We start from the raw sequence: 15819 nt of genomic DNA on the forward strand, positions 1-15819 counted from the left end.
ACAGACATGACCTACCTTTTCCTTATCGCCCTCGCCGCAGCCATCGCACTGGCGAACATCCCCTGTGGCTACCTGCGCCGGGGGTACGGCTACCTTACCTACGGCTGGTTCTTTTACGCCCACCTCACCATCCCGGTTATCGTGTACCTCAGGATGAAGATCGGGTGCGGTTGGCAACTCGTCCCCCTGGCCATCCTTTGCGCCATTGCCGGGCAGATGGCCGGCGGCGCCCTCAGGAGCCGGCATGGCGCCGCTGGCCTCACTCCCCTTCGTGCAGGACAAACCGCACCGGCACCAGGACCTGGGACGATACGCCCCTGCCGTTTTTCACCGCCGGCGCAAAGGACGATTTCCTGATGGCGGCGCTCGCCGCTTCGGCAAAACCGAAACCGTTTGCCTCGACGGTATCGATCCCCTGCAACCGCCCCTGGGCATCCAGCGACAGCCGCACGACGACCCGCCCCTCTTTCCCCAGCCTACGGGCAATGAGCGGGTAGAGCGGCGCTTCCCGATGGATGAAGCGCGGCGCACCCGCATCCCCCAACGCCATGACCCGCCCCGGCGCCGGCTCTTGCCCGGTCGGCCCGGTCGGCGCACCTCCCGGCCTCTCCCCCGGTGGGCGGGCGGGCAGCGGGCCGGGCGGCATGCCGGCGGATACGACGCGGGCAGGGGCCGAACCCGGAAGCGGCGGCACCGGAGGGGCGGCCGCCAGGGGGGCTTGTGCCACAGCACTCCGATCGGAGGGGATAAGAGCGGACCTGACGACCGGGGGCCGCGGTTGCCGCCGGTCCGTTTCCGGGCCGGGCCGTTGCAGAGCGTTACCGGTATGCGCGGGCTTCGGAGCGCCCGTCCTCGGCAACCGGGAGCCGGGCGGCTCGACGGCAAAGACCTCGACGGCGCGCACCGCGGTAGGCGTCCCGGGTGGCACCCGGGACGCCAGGACCCCCAGGCCGAGATGGAGGAGGAGCGACCCGATCAGGCAGGTGCCGAGCCCTTTGGCCGTCACCTCGTCCTCACCGGGGTTGCCGCTCAAGGGCCAGGCCCACGGCACGGTGCGCCGCCGTGTAGCTGTCGGCGGCATCGTCCAGGTCGAAGGCGTCCCGCACCATCTCATCCGTGAGGACGCTGCCGGGATCGCCTTCGGCGACCACCCGCCCGCGCTTGAGCAGGAGGAGCCGGTCCAGCAGGGCTCCCATGCCGATATCGTGCAGCGACAGGCATACGGACACGCCTTTATCCCGGGCAATGTCCTTCAGGAGCCGGTACAGGTCGAACTGGTACCTGATGTCCAGGCTCGCCAACGGCTCGTCCAGGAGCAGCACCCGCGCCCCCTGGACCAGGGTCATGGCGATATAGGCCCGTCGTTGCTCCCCGCCGCTCAGTTCGGCCAGGTGCGCCGCCGCCTTATCCTCCAGGCCCGTGAGATGGAGCGCTTCCCCCACGGTGAGCGCCGCCTCCCCGCCGCGGGGATACGCCCCCATCCCCACGAGTTCGGCCACCCGAAACGGGACCTGGGTATCCAGTGTCTGCGGGAGGTAGGCCACGAGCTGCGCCCGTTCGTTCCCGCCATAGGAGCGGATCGCCCGCCTGCCCACCAGTACCTCCCCCTGTTGCGGGGGGAGAAGCCCCGCCGCAAGCTTGAGGATCGTCGACTTCCCCGCGCCGTTGGGCCCCATGAGGCCGACCAGTTCCCCACCGGCCAAGGAAAAGGACAGCTGCTCCATGAATCCTTGCGGGTTGTAGGAAAACGAGACGTTGGCGAATTCGAGCGTGGTCATGGCGGCATCCTCCGGCATCAGCGGCTCCTCCTCCGTCCCAGGAGGAAGATGAAATAGGGGGAGCCGATGAGCGCGGCGATTACCCCGGCGGGAAGTTCCAGCGGCGCGGCGACGGTCCTGCCCACGGCGTCGGCAACGCAGAGCAGGGTTCCCCCGGCGACCACCGAGAGCGGCAGCACCACGGCGGCGTCCGAGCCCACATGGCGGCGAACCACATGGGGGACCACGAGCCCGATGAAGCCGACAACGCCCCCCATGGCGACCGACGCTGCGGTCATGAGCGACGCGGCAATGAAGAGGACGAGCCGTTCCCGCGCCGGGTTGAAGCCCAGACTGTAGGCGATATCGTCCCCCAGGGTCAGGGCGTTCAGCCCCTTGCGCCGTGCCACGGCGAGGGCCAACCCGGCAAGGATGAAGAGGAGCCCCACGGGGAGCAGCCCCCAATCCACCAGGGAGAGATCGCCGGACATCCAGAGGATGGCCCGCCTGAGGCCGTCGTCCACGGAAACGGTCATGACCAGCATGAGCAGGGCGGAGAGGAAGAAGCCGACGCCCACGCCGGCCAGGAGGAGCCGGTCGGGCTGCAACCCTTTCCAGCCGCGCCCCAGGATAACGACGGCGACACCCGTTGCGATGGCCCCCAGAAACGCCAGCAGGGGAACACTGAGCGCGAGCAGGGAGAGGCCGAACATGAGCCCGAACGAGGCGGCCAGGGATGCGCCGCTGGAAATGCCCAGGATGTACGGGTCGGCCAGGGGGTTGCGGAAGATCCCCTGGAGGATGGCTCCCGACGCCCCAAGGGCGCCTCCCATGAGCAGGGCGGCGGCGGTCCGGGGGAGCCTGATGGCGAGGAGCGTCCGGCACGTTTCCCGGTCCATGGTAAAGGGGTTCAACAGTCGCGGGCCGCTGGCTATCGAGATAATGATGACGCACAACGCGGCGACGCACAGTGCCGTTGCCACGAGAGCGGTGCCGTTAGCACGCTTCACGGCATCCTCCCGCAGCGGGCCAGCTCCGCCAGGCCCGCCGGTATCCTCGGCCCGGGGCGATACAGGGCGTCGTCCATGAAGCAGACCCGCCCCTTCTGCACCGCTTCGAGCATGCCGATGCTCTTCAGGAATCCCTTGGAAAGCGCCCGCATGTCGTCGTGCCCCTTGCCGATCAGGATCACATCGGGCCTTCGCTCGATGACCGCCTCCAGGGAGAAGCGGGGATAGGCGGCCTTGGCGTCGGCGGCGATATTGTTCAAGCCGCTCATCTTCATGGCATCGTCCAGGATCGTACCGGGCCCGGCCACGATAAGGGGGCTGGGCCAGATGACGAAGATCGCCTTTCTGCCCCCCCTGCCCGCGCCCGCTTGCGGTGGCTTCCCCCGGTGCGACGCCGCGACGTCCCGGATTGCCGTCTCCAGTTGTTCCGCAAGGCGGTTGGCGGCGGGAGAGGCCCCCAAAGCCCGGCCCATCTCCCGGATGCCGCCGGGCAGTTCGGTCAGGCGCCGGGACGTGAAGACATAGGTTCGGATACCGAGCCGGGCCAGCCGTTCGGCCACGGCCTTCGGGTTCCCGTCGCTGGTCATGACCACCAGATCCGGCTTCAGGGCGACGATCGCCTCGATGGACGGGTTCGCCATGCCGCCGATCTTCGCCTTGCTCCGGGCCGCGGCGGGGCGGTCGCACACCGTGGTCACCCCCACGATCCGCTCCCCCAGCCCCAGGGAGAACATGATCTCGGTCATGGCCGGGGCGAGGGAGACGATCCGCTGCGGGGGCCGAGGAGTGCAATACGCGGCCCCATGCCATCCGCAGAGGATGAGCAGGCAGAGAACCCACCGCGTTACGCCGCGCAGTTTCCGCGCCACTAAAACGCAACCTTGACACCGCCAAAGGCGGAGATTCCGGGAGTACCATAGCCACCGGCCTCCTCGTACGATTTGTCGAAGAGATTGTCGATTCGTGCAAAGAGCGAAAGGTTTTTGTGCAGGAGATACGAGCCCTTCAGATTGACAAGGGCATAGGGGGACAGGTCCCGATTCAGCGTCGCATCGTACCGCTTGGCAACATACCGGTATTCACCGATCACCGTCAGCTTTGCCAGGGTATATTCAACGGATGACGTGAATTTGTTCCGTGGGCGGAGCGTAAGAGAGGCTCCGGTGTCCTTGTTGACCGCGTTGAGGTAGGTGTAACCGGCATTCAATTTCAGATCGGCGAGAGGAAGGGCGGTTGCCGTGACCTCCACCCCCTCGGTCAGAGCGTTTCCGATATTGACGGCGGTGAAGGTATTCGGGTCCGACTGGATGAGGTCATGGTAGCGCTGCCAGAACCAGGTCGCGCCGATCACCAGCTTCTTGTCGAGCAGGTCCTTTTCGACACCAACGTCGTAACCGATGCTTCTTTCCGGTTTCAGATCGGGGTTGCCGTAGTTCGGATAGTAAAGCTCATTCAGCGATGGTGCCCGAAATCCGCTGCCGAGATTTGCCTTGAATCTCATCTCCAGCGGCTTGAGGTTATAGAGCACGCCGGCCCGGTAGGTGACGGCATCGCCAAAGGCCGAATGATCGTCATAGCGCAGCCCGGCGTTGAGAATCAGGGCATCGTCGAGCAGGCCGAGTTTGGCGTTGAGGTAACCGGCCCTGTTGTCAATCGACTCGTCGAATGCCCCCTCATTATTGGCCGATTCGTAGCGGTAGGCAAATCCCCCGGTTATGGTCAACGGGTGCAGATCAAGCGTGTGTTGCCAGTCCAGGAGTTCGGTGGTCGCGTTGATCCGGTAATTATTGTAGGCGGTGACAGGGTCCGTGGCGTTCAGGTTATCGCGGAGATATGAGAGCGTCAGACTCTGTTCGTACTTCTCCCAGGGGAAAATCCTCCCGGTGGCGGCCACGAGATAGTTCTCGTGCTTTTGGCTATAGTTCCGGGTGTCCACCGGCCCGGCTCCGAAGGCGTAATTGTCGAGCTGCGTCTTGTCCGCCCCGTAGCGCAGGTTGAGTTCGATGGAGGCGTTGTCGGCCGGGTTGGCGCCGAGCCGAGCCGATACCGACTTGTTCGTGGTGCCGTTCGGCACCGAGCCGTTTTTGGCTGTGGGGATACCGTCGGTGTCGAAGTAGGTGGCGGACAGCCGGTAACTCGTCTTGTCTGTGCCACCGGAAACCGAACCAGCCGTCCTGACGGTGGAAAACGAGCCCCCCTCGACGCTCAGGCCGGCCTTCGGTTTGCCTTCCCCCTTTTTGGTGATGATGTTGACCACGCCGGCCATGGCCTCCGAGCCGTAGAGGGTGCTCTGGGGGCCTTTGATGATCTCGATGCGCTCGATATCGGTGGTCAGCAACGTGGACAGGTCCGCGGAACCGGTGGTGGGGCTGTTGAACTTGATGCCGTCGACCAGCACCAGCACCTGATTGCTGCCGCCGCCACGCATGAGCAGGGTTGCGTTCGTACCGGGGCCGCCGTTTTGCACGACCTGCACATCTGGCTGGAGCCTCAAGAGGTCAACGACAAAAGGGACGCCCCGTTTCTCCAGATCGGCCCGGGTAATGACGGTCATATCCTGCGGGACGCGCTCCACGGACTCTTCCCAGCGGGAAGCGGTTGCCACGATCTCCGGCAGGACGGCATCAGGCGGTTCGGCAAAGGCCGGGGTAGACAACAACAGTACGCACAACAGGTTTACAACGTTCTTCTTCATGACATTCCTCCCTCGAAATTACGAATGGAGCGGTCTTCCGGCTCAGGGCCACCTACTCGCCCGCCTTCCCAGGATTGCTCCCAGTGGCTGTTTCGCGCTGAGCGCGACGGGGTTTCGTTCCCATTACGGCTGCGGGGCAGCGGGGGAATGGCTCCATCGGGAGCGGCACCCCTCTTCCTCACATCCATTCGGTGATAACTCTAATTAATGCGCGAAATCCTTTTTGAAATCGTTCTGCTTAGGGTGCGCCGTTTTCGGGGAACCGGACGATCAGGGTCTTTTCCCATAACCGGTCCCGCGCCCTCGCCAGCCAGAGGCCATAAATCTTCATCAAACAGGGAAAAGGCATAAAAAAAAGTCCGCATGTGCCGAAGCATCAAGCGGACTTTTCGTATTCAAAGTCTGGTAATGGATTCACTCTTCCCTTACCACGGGGAATTTTCGAGTGCTGAGATCAGGGCAGGTCTTCTGGCTCGCGATTCATCCTCCGGGCGCCTTCCCGGTCTTTCGACCAGTGACGTAATGCCCTTCGTCATCGCTTACAGCGGCGGGTCCGCGGGGGAATGGCTCTTCGAGCTGCACCCCTCTTCCCTATCAAGCCCTTGCGGGCACCGTGATCCGGTATTCGGTTTTTGTTTTTATCGGCTATATTTAGCGCAGCATCAATATCACAGCACTATATGATGTGTCAACGGCCATTATTGAAACTATTCTGGTGGAGACACGGACGTCAGAGCCATGCCTGGCGCGAGGAGCCGTGAAGGCGCCACGGCTTCAGGACTCCTCCCCGCCGAACTCCACCAGGTGGGCGCGGAAACGCAACGGCACGAGTTGCTGCTGGAGCCGGGGATTGTGGCGCTCCGGTATGGCCATACGCTGGAAGTAGCTGCGCCAGAGGCGGCTGCACACCTCCTCGTCGGCGGTGTAGCCGGGCGGGCTGGTCAATTCCACCTCCCTGACCAAGCGCCACGTCTCCCGGTTGAACACCGCCGCCTGCGAGCGGCGCAGGTCGTGGATCATCCAGTCGCGGTCGTTGAGCCGTTCCGTGAAGAAGGGGGCGATGAAGGCGAGGATGTCGACCGCCGGCTCGATCCGGGCGTAAAGGAACGAAGTGCCCTTCTCCCCATCTCCCTCACCCCACGAATCCCCCACGGGCCACGTCACCTCACGGAAACGCACGAACCCGGTGAACTTGTGGGCCTCGTGGGAGACCGCGCGGGCCAGCCGGTTCACCGTGCAGACCGGCTCCTGGGCCAGCATGTGCTCCAGACGTTTCCCCTGTTTCAACCCCACCAGCACATAGCGCCACAGCAGCTCCTCCACCCCGGCGGCTTCGCTGTGAAAGGCGTAGCGCAGGGTGGCAAAGGCATCTCGCGACACCGCCGTGACGAACCGCTCCCGGAAGCGGAGCGCCGTTTCACGCTCCGTGGCCACATCACGGGGGACGCCCGCGAACAGTCCCGCCCCGCTCTCGGCCCCCGGCCGCAGGAACTCCGCCTCCCCGCCCCCGGATTCGAGGCACAGAGCCAAGGCGCAGAGGAACCCCTCCAGGGTCCCGTCGTAGCGGTAGCACACCATCACAGCTCCCCCGTCAGGGCCGAGGCGTCAGGGGTCGCCGGAAACAGTTCCAGTTGATCCAACCGGGCCGGACGCCGCTCCGGCGCCAGGAGCCGCGCCACCAGGGTGGCCCCGTCCAGGCGGATTCCCCCCAGGTAACGGCCGCCGGCGGTCAGAAAATAGCGCGCCCGCTTGAGCACCACCCCGAGCCGTTTCAACTCCGCCTCCCCCAGCCGGGCATGGCGGCGGGCCGCGACGATGCGCTGGGCCGAGCGCACGCCGATGCCCGGCACCCGGAGCAGCACCTCGTACTCGACGCTGTTCACCTCCACCGGGAACAGGTCCAGGTGGCGCACGGCCCAGTCGCTCTTGGGATCGAAACGCATGTCCAGGTTGGGACGGTCCTCGTCCAGCAGCTCGTGGGCGGCGAATCCGTAGAAGCGCAGCAGCCAGTCGGCCTGGTACAGGCGGTGCTCCCGCAGCAGGGGGGGCGTGGGGAGCGCCGGCAGGCGACGGTCGCTGGAGCCGGGCACAAAGGCCGAGTAGTAGACCCGCCGCATATCCAGGCGGCGGTAGAGCCCCTCCGCCAGGGTGACGATCTCCCGGTCGCTCTCGGGGGTGGCCCCCACGATCAACTGGGTGCTCTGTCCGGCCGGGGCGAACTGGGGCGCCTTGCGGGATTTCTTGCGCTCTTCGCGGGCCGAGGCGATGAGGCCGCTCACCTGGCGCATGGGGGCGATCACCGATTCCCGCGGCTTGTCCGGCGCCAGAAGCGCCAGGCTCTGGCGGGTGGGGAGCTCGATATTGACGCTGACCCGGTCGGCGTAGCGACCCGCCTCGGCCACCAGCAGCGGGTCGGCCCCCGGCACGATCTTGAGGTGGACATAGCCGTTGAAACGCTCCTCGTCGCGCAGTTTGCGCACCACGGCGATCAACTGCTCCATGGTGTGATCGGCGGAACGGGTGACGCCGGTGCTGAGGAACAGCCCCTCGATGTAGTTGCGGCGGTAGAAATCCATGGTCAGCCGCACTACCTCCGCCGGGGTGAAGGCGGCCCGGGGGATGTCGTTGCTGCGGCGGTTGACGCAGTAGGCGCAGTCGTAGATGCAGGCGTTGGTGAGCAGAATCTTGAGGAGGGAGATGCAGCGGCCGTCGGCGGTCCAGGTGTGGCAGATCCCGGCAACGGCGGTGCTCCCCACCCCGCCGGGCGTGCCCCTGCGGTTGCTGCCGCTGGAGGAGCAGGAGACATCGTACTTGGCGCTGTCGGCCAGTATTTCCAGGCGTTGTTCGAAAGTCCGGTTGTTCATGGGGGCCCCGCATTCGTGGTGCGGAGAAGTATAGTAAATAAATACGACAAAATATGTCCTACCGTTCGATGTTTTCCTGAAAGACCACCCGCATGCTGTTCAGCTCCAGGGCCGCCAGGTATCCCATGTCGGGCCGCCGCGCGGTGACGCAGCCGTTGTCCAGCATGATCTTGTCCGACTTCAGGGAGGCTTCCAGTTGGTGGCGCGAGACCATGGTATGGCCGCAGATGAGCCGCCTGCCGCCGATGCGTTGCCGATCCACCACGTCGGAACGGGTCCAGAGCATGGCCTCGGTATCGTCAAAGGGGTCGAAGGGGGGCGGCGGGTCGAAGTTGAGCCCGGCATGGACGATGACGAACGCATCCAGCAGGATATAGGGGGGGAGGGAGTTGAGGTACTCCAGGTAGCGGTGGGGAATGTCCCCCGGGCCGTCGGCCTGGAAACTGGCCAGGGTGGTCAGGCCGCCGTTGGCGGTCCACATATCCATGGCCGGCCGGCCGTAGGGGGCGCGCAGGCACATTTCCTCGTGGTTCCCCTGCACCGAGGCCACATTGTAACCGGCGGCGGTCAGCTCGAAGATAAAGTCCAGCACCCCCTTGCTGTCCGGTCCCCGGTCGATCAGGTCCCCCAGCAGGTAGAGGGTGTCGCTGGGGGTAAGGCGGACCCCCCTGGTGACCAGCTCCCGCAAGGTGCGGGCGCAGCCGTGCACGTCGCCGATGACGAAAACGCGGCGGCTCATGGCGTCACGCTCCCGCCGGTGATCAGGCAAATCTGCAGGTCCATCACATTGGTCCCGGTCGGCCCGCATCTCAGCAGTGCGCCGCAGGCATCCAGCAGCGGGTAGGCGTCGTTGTCCGCAAGGCTGGCCACGGGGTCCAGACCCGCCCGCCGGGCCAGGGGGACGGTTTCCCCATCCACGATAGCCCCGGCCGCGTCGGTCGGCCCGTCGATGCCGTCCGTACCGGCGGACAGGAGGGTGATGCCCGGCGTAGCCGCGACCTCCAGGGCAAAGGCCAGGGCCAACTCCTGGTTGCGCCCTCCCCTGCCCGTTCCCCGCACCGTGACCGTGGTCTCGCCGCCGCTCACCAGGCAGCCCCGCTGCCCCGCCGACAGGTTCGCCCGGCAGCGTAGCGCCTCATGGGCCAGTCGCCTGCCCGCCTCCCGCGCCTCACCGGCCACGATCTCTTCCGAAATGTTCACCTCCAACCCCAGGGCCTGGGCAGTCCCGGCGGCAGCGGAGAGGGCGTCCCGGTTGCGCGCCGCGACAATGCTCTCCACCGTTGCGAAGAGAGGGTCGTCCGGCTTGGGGGTCTCGGCCACCATCCCCGCGTTCCCCTGTTCCAGGCGTTGACGGACGGCAGGGGGCACCCTGTCCGTGAGGCCGAAGCGCCCCAGCACCCCCAGGGCATCGCCAAAGGTGGTCGGATCGGCCACGGCCGGGCCGGAGGCGATCACGTCCAACCGGTCCCCCGGCACGTCCGAGATCATGAGGGCCATAACCCGCGCCGGAAAGGCCAGGCGGGCCAACTGCCCCCCCTTGACGGCGGAGAGGTGCTTGCGCACGCAGTTCAACTCAAAGATATCGGCCCCTGCCGCCATGAGGAGGTGGGCCGTGACCCGCTTCTCCTCCAGGGTGATCCCCTCGGCCGGTGCCGCCAGCAGGGCCGAACCGCCGCCGGAGATCAAAAGGAGCAGCAGGTCGCGCTCGCCGCAGGTGTGGGCCTGGGCCATGATGCGCCGGGCCGCCGCCTCCCCGGCGCTGTCCGGGTGGGGATGGCCGGCGAAGGCGACTTCTATCGTTTCCAGTTCCCCTTTTTTAAAAGGAGGAGTGCCATGGGGGGCGATCACCAGCCCGGAGGAGATAAGGGCGCCCAACCGCTCCTGGGCGGCCAGGGCCATGGGGATGGCCGCCTTGCCGAAACCGGCCACCACGAGGCGTTGGAGCCCCTCGTTGCGCAGGCGCTCCCCCACCCGGTCCAGGTGCGGGGCCAGGGCCGCCCCCGGCTCCACCGCCCCCAGAGCGGCCTTGAAGAGGGTGTGCAGGGTATGTCTGGCTGTTTCCGTCACAGGCAGATCGGCCCTTCGCACACGGTTTGGGCCGGCTTGCGCCGGTAGCCAGCGGTCTTCCCCCGGCGTTTTTCACTCCCCTTTATCATGGCGACATCCTTTCTATCAGCTGTCGGAAAGCAGCCAAGACGAGCGATCACCCCCGGCTGAAATACTGCTTCACGGCGCGGACAAAGGCGTCCATGTCCGTTACCGTCACATCCAGGTGGGTGACCAGGCGGGTCGTGGGGGTCACCTGCACCAGCATCCCCCGCTCGGCCAGGTATGCCTGCAACGGCGCGCACGCCTCTTCCGGGAACCGGGCAAACACCATGTTGGTGGCCTGCCCCGTTACCGTGACCTGGTCGATGGCCCCGAGCCCCCTGGCCAGATGCTCGGCATTGGCGTGATCCTGGGCCAGCCGGTCGAAGTGATTGTCCAGGGCGTACAGGCATGCAGCGGCCAGAAAACCGGCCTGGCGCATGCCGCCCCCCAGCACCTTGCGCCAGCGGTGGGCGCGCTCGATGAACGCATGTGACCCCACCAGTACCGATCCCACCGGCGCCCCCAGCCCCTTGGAAAAGCAGATGGATACGGAATCGAACGGCCCACACGCCTGGGCCAGGGTTTCATTCCGGGCCACCGCCGCATTGCAGACCCGCGCCCCGTCCAGGTGCAGGGCCAGGCCCCGTTCCCGGGCCAGGGCGGCGGCTTCGCGTATGTAATCAGCCGGGAGTACCTGGCCGTTGAAGGTGTCCTCCAGCGCCAGAAGCCGGGTGCGGGCGAAGTGCACCCCCATGCCCGGGCCGTGGTGCTTGATGGCGGCCGCCACCTTGGGGAGCGGCAGGGTGCCGTCGGCGGCGTTCTCGATGGGTTGGGGCACGATGGAGCCGAGCACCGCCGCGCCGCCCCCCTCGTATTTGTAGGTATGGGCCACCTGGCCGACGATATACTCGTCACCCCGTTCGCAATGGGCCATCAACGCCGCCAGGTTGCTCTGGGTACCGCTGGGGAGGAACAGGGCCGCCTCCTTGCCGCTCCGTTCCGCCACCACGTCTTGTAGCCTGTTGACGGTGGGGTCGTCCCCCCACACGTCGTCCCCCACCTGCGCATCCATCATGGCGGCCCGCATCTCAGGCGTGGGGCGGGTCACGGTGTCGCTGCGCAGGTCGATGATATGTCCGGTCATGGGTGATCTCCTTATGGGTAAGGTTATACGACACATGCCCGGAGTGCAAGCCGGGATGTGGGGAGGGGCACCTCACTCTCCTACCCCTCTGGGACCTATACGACTTATGAGTCTTATAGGTCCCAGAATCATAGTCCCCTACCCCACCGCCTGCAACACGAAGCACTTGAGGTACTCCGACTCCGGGAAGGAGAGCAGCACCGGGTGGTCCGGGGCCTGGGCGCGGGACGAGACCAGGCGCACCTCGCGTTTGGCCAGGCGGGCGGCCTGGGTCAGCAGGTCGCGGAACGGCTCCCTCCCCATGTGAAAGGAGCAGGAGCAGGTGATCAGGTAGCCCCCCGGTTCCAGGAGTTCCAGGGCGCGGCGGTTGACGGTGAGATACCCCTTGGTGGCCTCGGCGATGTTCTTGCGGCTCTTCACAAAGGCGGGCGGGTCCATGACCACCACCCCGAAACGCCGCCCCTCGTGGTGCAGGGAGCGGAGGCGTTCGAAGGCGTCGCACTCCTCGAAGGTCGCCCGGCCGGCCAGGCCGTTCAGCTCCGCGTTGCGGGCGGCCTGGGCCACGGCCCGGGCCGAGATATCGATCCCCAAGGCCGACGCGGCGCCGAAGGAGGCGGCGTGCACGGCCCAGCTCCCGGTGTAGCAGAAGCAGTCCAGCACCGCCTTCCCAGCGCTGACTCCCTTGAGCAGCAGGTGGTTCTCCTTCTGGTCCAGAAAGCCGCCGGTCTTCTGCCCCTCCCGCAGGTTCACCTGGAAGCGGAGGCCGTTCTCCTCCATCTCCACCAGACCGGGGATCTCCCCCGCCAGCACCTCCACCCGTTCCTCCAGCCCTTCAAGCTGCCGTACCCCCACGTCGTTCCTGGCCATGATCCCGGCCGGGGCAAAGACCCGCTGCAGCGCCTCCACTACCAGCCCCCGGCGCACGTCCATGCCGGCGGAGAGGAACTGCACCGACAGGTGGTCGCCGTACTTGTCCACCACCAGGCCGGGGAGGAAATCGCTCTCACCGTACACGGCCCGGAAGGTGGCCATCCCGGGGTAGAGAGCCCGGCGGTGGGCCAGGGCGGAGGCCACGCGCTGTTCGTAGAACTCGGGCTGATCAAGGTCCGCCTGGTGGCGGGAGAGGAGGCGGAAGGCGATGAGGGAGCGGGAGTTGTAATGGCCGCAGCCGATGAAACCGCCGCCGGCGTCGTACAGTTCGGCCGCAGCGCCGGGGGCCGCGCCCTTGTCGGACACCTCGCGGATTTCGTTGCTGAATACCCAGGGGTGGCCGGACTTGATGCGTTTGTCTTCGTTCTTATTCAAAACAATGCGAATCATAAGGTATCCTTGGTTGAGATTGGCAATTGCCGCCGAAAGGGGCGCGGCCGCTTGACAGCCAGTCGTTTGTACACCATTATTGGTGATAAATCAGCACTTATCGGCGATGCGCCGGAAAGGCAGGAATGCATGAACGGCGTATGCGCCCCCGGTTTCGACCGGCTGCTGGATTTCATGGAAACAGGATGGCAGGGGGACGGCACCGAGATCATCTACGGGGTCTGGCCCGATTTCAGGCTGGCGTACTTCAACGAGGGGTGGATGCGCTTTGCCCGGGAAAACGGCGGCGCTCCATGGCTCATGTCCCCGGAGTGCCTCGGCAGGTCGGCGTTGGATGTCGCCACCCCGGAGCTGCGCCCCTTCTACCGCGAACTTTTCACCAGGGCCATTACCACCGTAACGGCCCGCCCCTACAGCATCAGCCACGAGTACGAGTGTTCAAGCGCCGAAGTCTACCGGAAATTCGCCATGCTCCTCTTTCGGCTGGAGGGGGGCCAGGGCCTGTTGATTGCCAACTCCCTGGTAGTGGAAATGCCCCACGCGGTCCGGGGCACCGTGCCGGTGGAACCGAGCGCCGATTCAGCCCCCTACCACAACGAACACGCGCTGATCGTGCAATGCGCCGCTTGCCGCCGCATCAGGCACCAGCAACTCGAAGGCCGCTGGGACTGGATTCCCGCGTGGGTCCGCCAGCCGCCGGAGCGGACCAGCCACGGCCTGTGCGACCTGTGCATGAGTTACTATTACCCGTCGAAGAAGTGAAAGGGGTCAGCGAGGAGGGGTGCGTTTCAAGAGCGCCTCGACGATGGTAAGCCGTTCGGGCGTATCCAGGGCGTCGGACTGGGACAGGAAGAGCGCATTGACCGCCACCAGGAGCGAGTTGAGGTTGTCCAGGTCGATGATCACGGAACCGGGGAGCGATTCGCTCTCGGTCAGATTGAGGGGGCAGTAGTCGATGCGCCGCTCCAACCCCGTGCCGTAGATGATGGGGAGGCCGTGGGTGCGGCAGACCACCGGACGGGCGGTGTACAAGAGGCAGCGGTGATTGCGGAGCAGCGGGCAACGCTCATCCTCCGCGTGTTCGGCCACGTAGCGTCGGATCTCCTCCGCCTCCTCCTCGGGCAGCGCTTCCAGGGCCGCGGCCAGCGAGGCCGCCTCCACCGGAAAGAGGTTGATGGCCGTGCAGCAGTCGCTACACCCCTCGGAGCAGGTGATCTGCTCCCCCAGGGCGTCCACGATGCCGCGGCAGAGGGCATCGATGCGCGCGATCAATTGGCGGTAGTTGTGTAAGAGATCATCCATAGGCAATGAGTTACCACATCCTTTGAAAAATAAAAAGGGGGGCAAACGCCGTAACAACGGACAGTATTCTCAACCACCCCCTTCCCCCTCCTTATCAAGGAGGGGAAATATCCGGGCGTTTTTCCTCCCCTCCTAGTTTAGGAGGGGCCGGGGGTGGTAGCCATCCACAGTTCACAGTCTACCCCTCCCACGCTGAGGGAGGGAATTAGATACTACTGGATCTTCAGTACGATCTTGCCGAAGTGCTTGTCCTCTTCCATCATGCGGTGGGCATCCACCACCTGGTCGATGGTGAAGACCTTCTCGATGATCGGCACAATGGTGCGGTCGGCGAACTTGGGCAGGGCGCGGCGAGTGAACTCGGCCACGATCTCCCCCTTTTCCGCAACCGGCCGGGACCGGAGCACCGAACCGATGATCTGCTGCCGCTTCACCATCATCAGGGCCAGGTTGAGTTCGGCCTTGATGCCGCTGACCACGCCGATGATCACCAGACGCCCCTTGTAGGCCAGGGAGTTCATATTGGGCGCCAGGTACTTGGCCCCCACGTGGTCCAGGATCAGGTCCACCCCCTTCTTGTTGGTGTACTCCTTCACCACCTCGGTAAAATCCGGGGTCTCCCGGAAATTGATCAGGAAATCCGCGCCCACCTGACGCACCCGCTCCATCTTCTCCGGCGACGCGGTCACGATCAGCTTGCTGGCCGGGGCAAGGGCTCGGCAGAGCTGGATGGCCGCCGTGTTGACGCCGCCGCCCCCGCCGTGCAGGATGGCGGTCTGCCGGTCCTGGAACTCGCCGATCATGAAGACGTTCAAAAACGCGGTGATGTAGGACTCGCAGATACAGGCCGCCTCCTCGAAGGACATGGACTCCGGGATGGGCATCAGGTGGCAGGCATAGGCCACGGCATACTCGGCATATCCGCCCCCACCCACCAGGGACACGACCCGCTGCCCCACCTGCCAGCCGGTGACGCCCGTCCCCAACTCCTCCACCGTACCTGCGACCTCCAGGCCCAGAATCTCCGAATCCCCCGGCGGCGGCGGATATTTACCCTCGCGCTGCACCAGGTCGGGACGGTTGATGCTGGTGGCGTGCACCTTGATCAGCACCTGTCCCTCGCCCGGGACCGGGCGTTCCACCTCGCCCACCTTGAGTACCTCCACACCGCCGAAACCTTCCATTAAAACCGCTTTCATAGCCCTAACCTCCCGATATGCGTATGGATGTCCTATCCTTCAAAACCATGTTTGCTTCCGAATGTACCCAGTTAAGATTATTTTGTAAACACAAAAACATGAACCTGCATTGGAGCGAGGGGAGCCGCAAAGGCGTCACGACAGACCTGAACCCGTGACACCCGAACGGCGGAGCGAGCGACATGCCGGAGTCAAACGCCGCCCACGAAGCGCCACGCCGCCTGCACCGTTCGTCCTCCGCCCCGAAGGAAACGCAACCGACCACGCCAGGACAGAGGCATGGGAGCAAGTGAAGCCGCGGGGGCGTCACGGCAGGCCTGAACCCGTGGCGCCCGAACGGCGGAGCGAGCGACATGCCGGGGTCAAACGCCGCCCACGAAGCGCCACGCCGCCTGCGCCGTTCGTCCTCCGTCCCGCAGGAAACGCAAACGACCACG

The 15819-nt window shown here is 65.5% G+C and carries 15 protein-coding genes and 2 riboswitches; of the genes, 2 read left to right on the forward strand and 13 right to left on the reverse strand.

Annotation, left to right across the window (positions count from 1 at the left end):
• The first annotated feature begins 6 nt into the window (after positions 1–6).
• Positions 7–357 carry a hypothetical protein gene (locus ET418_RS18070; protein WP_188055253.1) on the forward strand — a complete coding sequence of 117 codons (351 nt, stop codon included), beginning with the start codon at positions 7–9 and terminating at the stop codon, positions 355–357.
• Here the strand turns inward: ET418_RS18070 and ET418_RS03590 are convergent.
• From ET418_RS03590 to ET418_RS03640, 11 genes are all read right to left on the reverse strand, one after another.
• Complete coding sequence (locus ET418_RS03590; protein ID WP_149306218.1) at positions 260–1051, reverse strand: energy transducer TonB; 792 nt, start codon at positions 1049–1051, stop codon at positions 260–262. The genes ET418_RS18070 and ET418_RS03590 overlap by 98 nt on opposite strands.
• Positions 1014–1796 carry an ABC transporter ATP-binding protein gene (locus ET418_RS03595; RefSeq protein WP_149306219.1) on the reverse strand — a complete coding sequence of 261 codons (783 nt, stop codon included), beginning with the start codon at positions 1794–1796 and terminating at the stop codon, positions 1014–1016. The genes ET418_RS03590 and ET418_RS03595 overlap by 38 nt, the downstream gene beginning before the upstream one ends.
• Positions 1796–2767, reverse strand: a complete 972-nt coding sequence (locus ET418_RS03600; protein ID WP_188055255.1) for a FecCD family ABC transporter permease — start codon at positions 2765–2767, stop codon at positions 1796–1798. The genes ET418_RS03595 and ET418_RS03600 overlap by 1 nt, the downstream gene beginning before the upstream one ends.
• Entirely contained in the window at positions 2764–3636 is an 873-nt protein-coding gene (locus ET418_RS03605; RefSeq protein WP_149306220.1) for an ABC transporter substrate-binding protein, read from the reverse strand. Before ET418_RS03605 ends, ET418_RS03600 begins: the two co-directional genes overlap by 4 nt.
• A complete protein-coding gene (locus tag ET418_RS03610) occupies positions 3636–5462 on the reverse strand; it encodes a TonB-dependent receptor plug domain-containing protein (protein ID WP_149306221.1) in 1827 nt (608 codons plus the stop codon). Before ET418_RS03610 ends, ET418_RS03605 begins: the two co-directional genes overlap by 1 nt.
• Before the next feature lie 11 nt (positions 5463–5473).
• Positions 5474–5680: riboswitch (cobalamin riboswitch) on the reverse strand.
• Positions 5681–5903: 223 nt separating this feature from the next.
• Positions 5904–6093: riboswitch (cobalamin riboswitch) on the reverse strand.
• A 143-nt stretch (positions 6094–6236) separates the two neighbouring features.
• The gene (locus ET418_RS03615; RefSeq protein ID WP_149306222.1) at positions 6237–7040 is read right to left on the reverse strand and encodes a TIGR03915 family putative DNA repair protein; all 804 of its coding nucleotides are present in this window, start codon (positions 7038–7040) and stop codon (positions 6237–6239) included.
• On the reverse strand, positions 7040–8326 hold the full coding sequence (locus tag ET418_RS03620) for a putative DNA modification/repair radical SAM protein (protein ID WP_149306223.1): 1287 nt from the start codon (positions 8324–8326) through the stop codon (positions 7040–7042). The genes ET418_RS03615 and ET418_RS03620 overlap by 1 nt, the downstream gene beginning before the upstream one ends.
• 58 nt (positions 8327–8384) lie before the next feature.
• On the reverse strand, positions 8385–9065 hold the full coding sequence (locus tag ET418_RS03625) for a metallophosphoesterase family protein (protein WP_149306224.1): 681 nt from the start codon (positions 9063–9065) through the stop codon (positions 8385–8387).
• The gene (locus tag ET418_RS03630) at positions 9062–10393 is read right to left on the reverse strand and encodes a glycerate kinase type-2 family protein (RefSeq protein WP_218043356.1); all 1332 of its coding nucleotides are present in this window, start codon (positions 10391–10393) and stop codon (positions 9062–9064) included. Before ET418_RS03630 ends, ET418_RS03625 begins: the two co-directional genes overlap by 4 nt.
• Before the next feature lie 136 nt (positions 10394–10529).
• Positions 10530–11561, reverse strand: a complete 1032-nt coding sequence (gene ltaE / locus ET418_RS03635; RefSeq protein WP_218043357.1) for a low-specificity L-threonine aldolase — start codon at positions 11559–11561, stop codon at positions 10530–10532.
• A 138-nt stretch (positions 11562–11699) separates the two neighbouring features.
• Positions 11700–12881, reverse strand: a complete 1182-nt coding sequence (locus ET418_RS03640; protein WP_149306225.1) for a class I SAM-dependent rRNA methyltransferase — start codon at positions 12879–12881, stop codon at positions 11700–11702.
• A gap of 129 nt (positions 12882–13010) precedes the next feature.
• On the opposite strand from ET418_RS03640, the gene ET418_RS03645 reads away from it, so the two are divergent.
• On the forward strand, positions 13011–13643 hold the full coding sequence (locus tag ET418_RS03645; protein WP_149306226.1) for a hypothetical protein: 633 nt from the start codon (positions 13011–13013) through the stop codon (positions 13641–13643).
• A gap of 6 nt (positions 13644–13649) precedes the next feature.
• Here ET418_RS03645 and ET418_RS03650 read toward each other — a convergent pair whose 3' ends face one another.
• Together ET418_RS03650 and ET418_RS03655 are read right to left on the reverse strand one after the other, a co-directional pair.
• The gene (locus ET418_RS03650) at positions 13650–14183 is read right to left on the reverse strand and encodes a YkgJ family cysteine cluster protein (protein WP_149306227.1); all 534 of its coding nucleotides are present in this window, start codon (positions 14181–14183) and stop codon (positions 13650–13652) included.
• Between the two features lie 212 nt (positions 14184–14395).
• Positions 14396–15382: an NAD(P)H-quinone oxidoreductase gene (locus ET418_RS03655; RefSeq protein WP_149306228.1), complete on the reverse strand. Its 987-nt coding sequence runs from the start codon at positions 15380–15382 to the stop codon at positions 14396–14398.
• Positions 15383–15819 lie beyond the last annotated feature (437 nt).

The sequence above is a fragment of the Oryzomonas rubra genome (genome assembly GCF_008369015.1).
GTDB classification, from domain to species: domain Bacteria; phylum Desulfobacterota; class Desulfuromonadia; order Geobacterales; family Pseudopelobacteraceae; genus Oryzomonas; species Oryzomonas japonica.

Coding starts and splice junctions, on each gene's coding strand:
- ET418_RS18070 (WP_188055253.1), top strand. CDS start 7: ATGACCTACCTTTTCCTTATCGCCCTCGCCGCAGCCATCGCACTGGCG.
- ET418_RS03595 (WP_149306219.1), bottom strand. CDS start 1,796: ATGCCGGAGGATGCCGCCATGACCACGCTCGAATTCGCCAACGTCTCG.
- ET418_RS03610 (WP_149306221.1), bottom strand. CDS start 5,462: ATGAAGAAGAACGTTGTAAACCTGTTGTGCGTACTGTTGTTGTCTACC.
- ET418_RS03615 (WP_149306222.1), bottom strand. CDS start 7,040: ATGGTGTGCTACCGCTACGACGGGACCCTGGAGGGGTTCCTCTGCGCC.
- ET418_RS03620 (WP_149306223.1), bottom strand. CDS start 8,326: ATGAACAACCGGACTTTCGAACAACGCCTGGAAATACTGGCCGACAGC.
- ET418_RS03625 (WP_149306224.1), bottom strand. CDS start 9,065: ATGAGCCGCCGCGTTTTCGTCATCGGCGACGTGCACGGCTGCGCCCGC.
- ltaE (WP_218043357.1), bottom strand. CDS start 11,561: ATGACCGGACATATCATCGACCTGCGCAGCGACACCGTGACCCGCCCC.
- ET418_RS03640 (WP_149306225.1), bottom strand. CDS start 12,881: ATGATTCGCATTGTTTTGAATAAGAACGAAGACAAACGCATCAAGTCC.
- ET418_RS03645 (WP_149306226.1), top strand. CDS start 13,011: ATGAACGGCGTATGCGCCCCCGGTTTCGACCGGCTGCTGGATTTCATG.
- ET418_RS03650 (WP_149306227.1), bottom strand. CDS start 14,183: ATGGATGATCTCTTACACAACTACCGCCAATTGATCGCGCGCATCGAT.
- ET418_RS03655 (WP_149306228.1), bottom strand. CDS start 15,382: ATGAAAGCGGTTTTAATGGAAGGTTTCGGCGGTGTGGAGGTACTCAAG.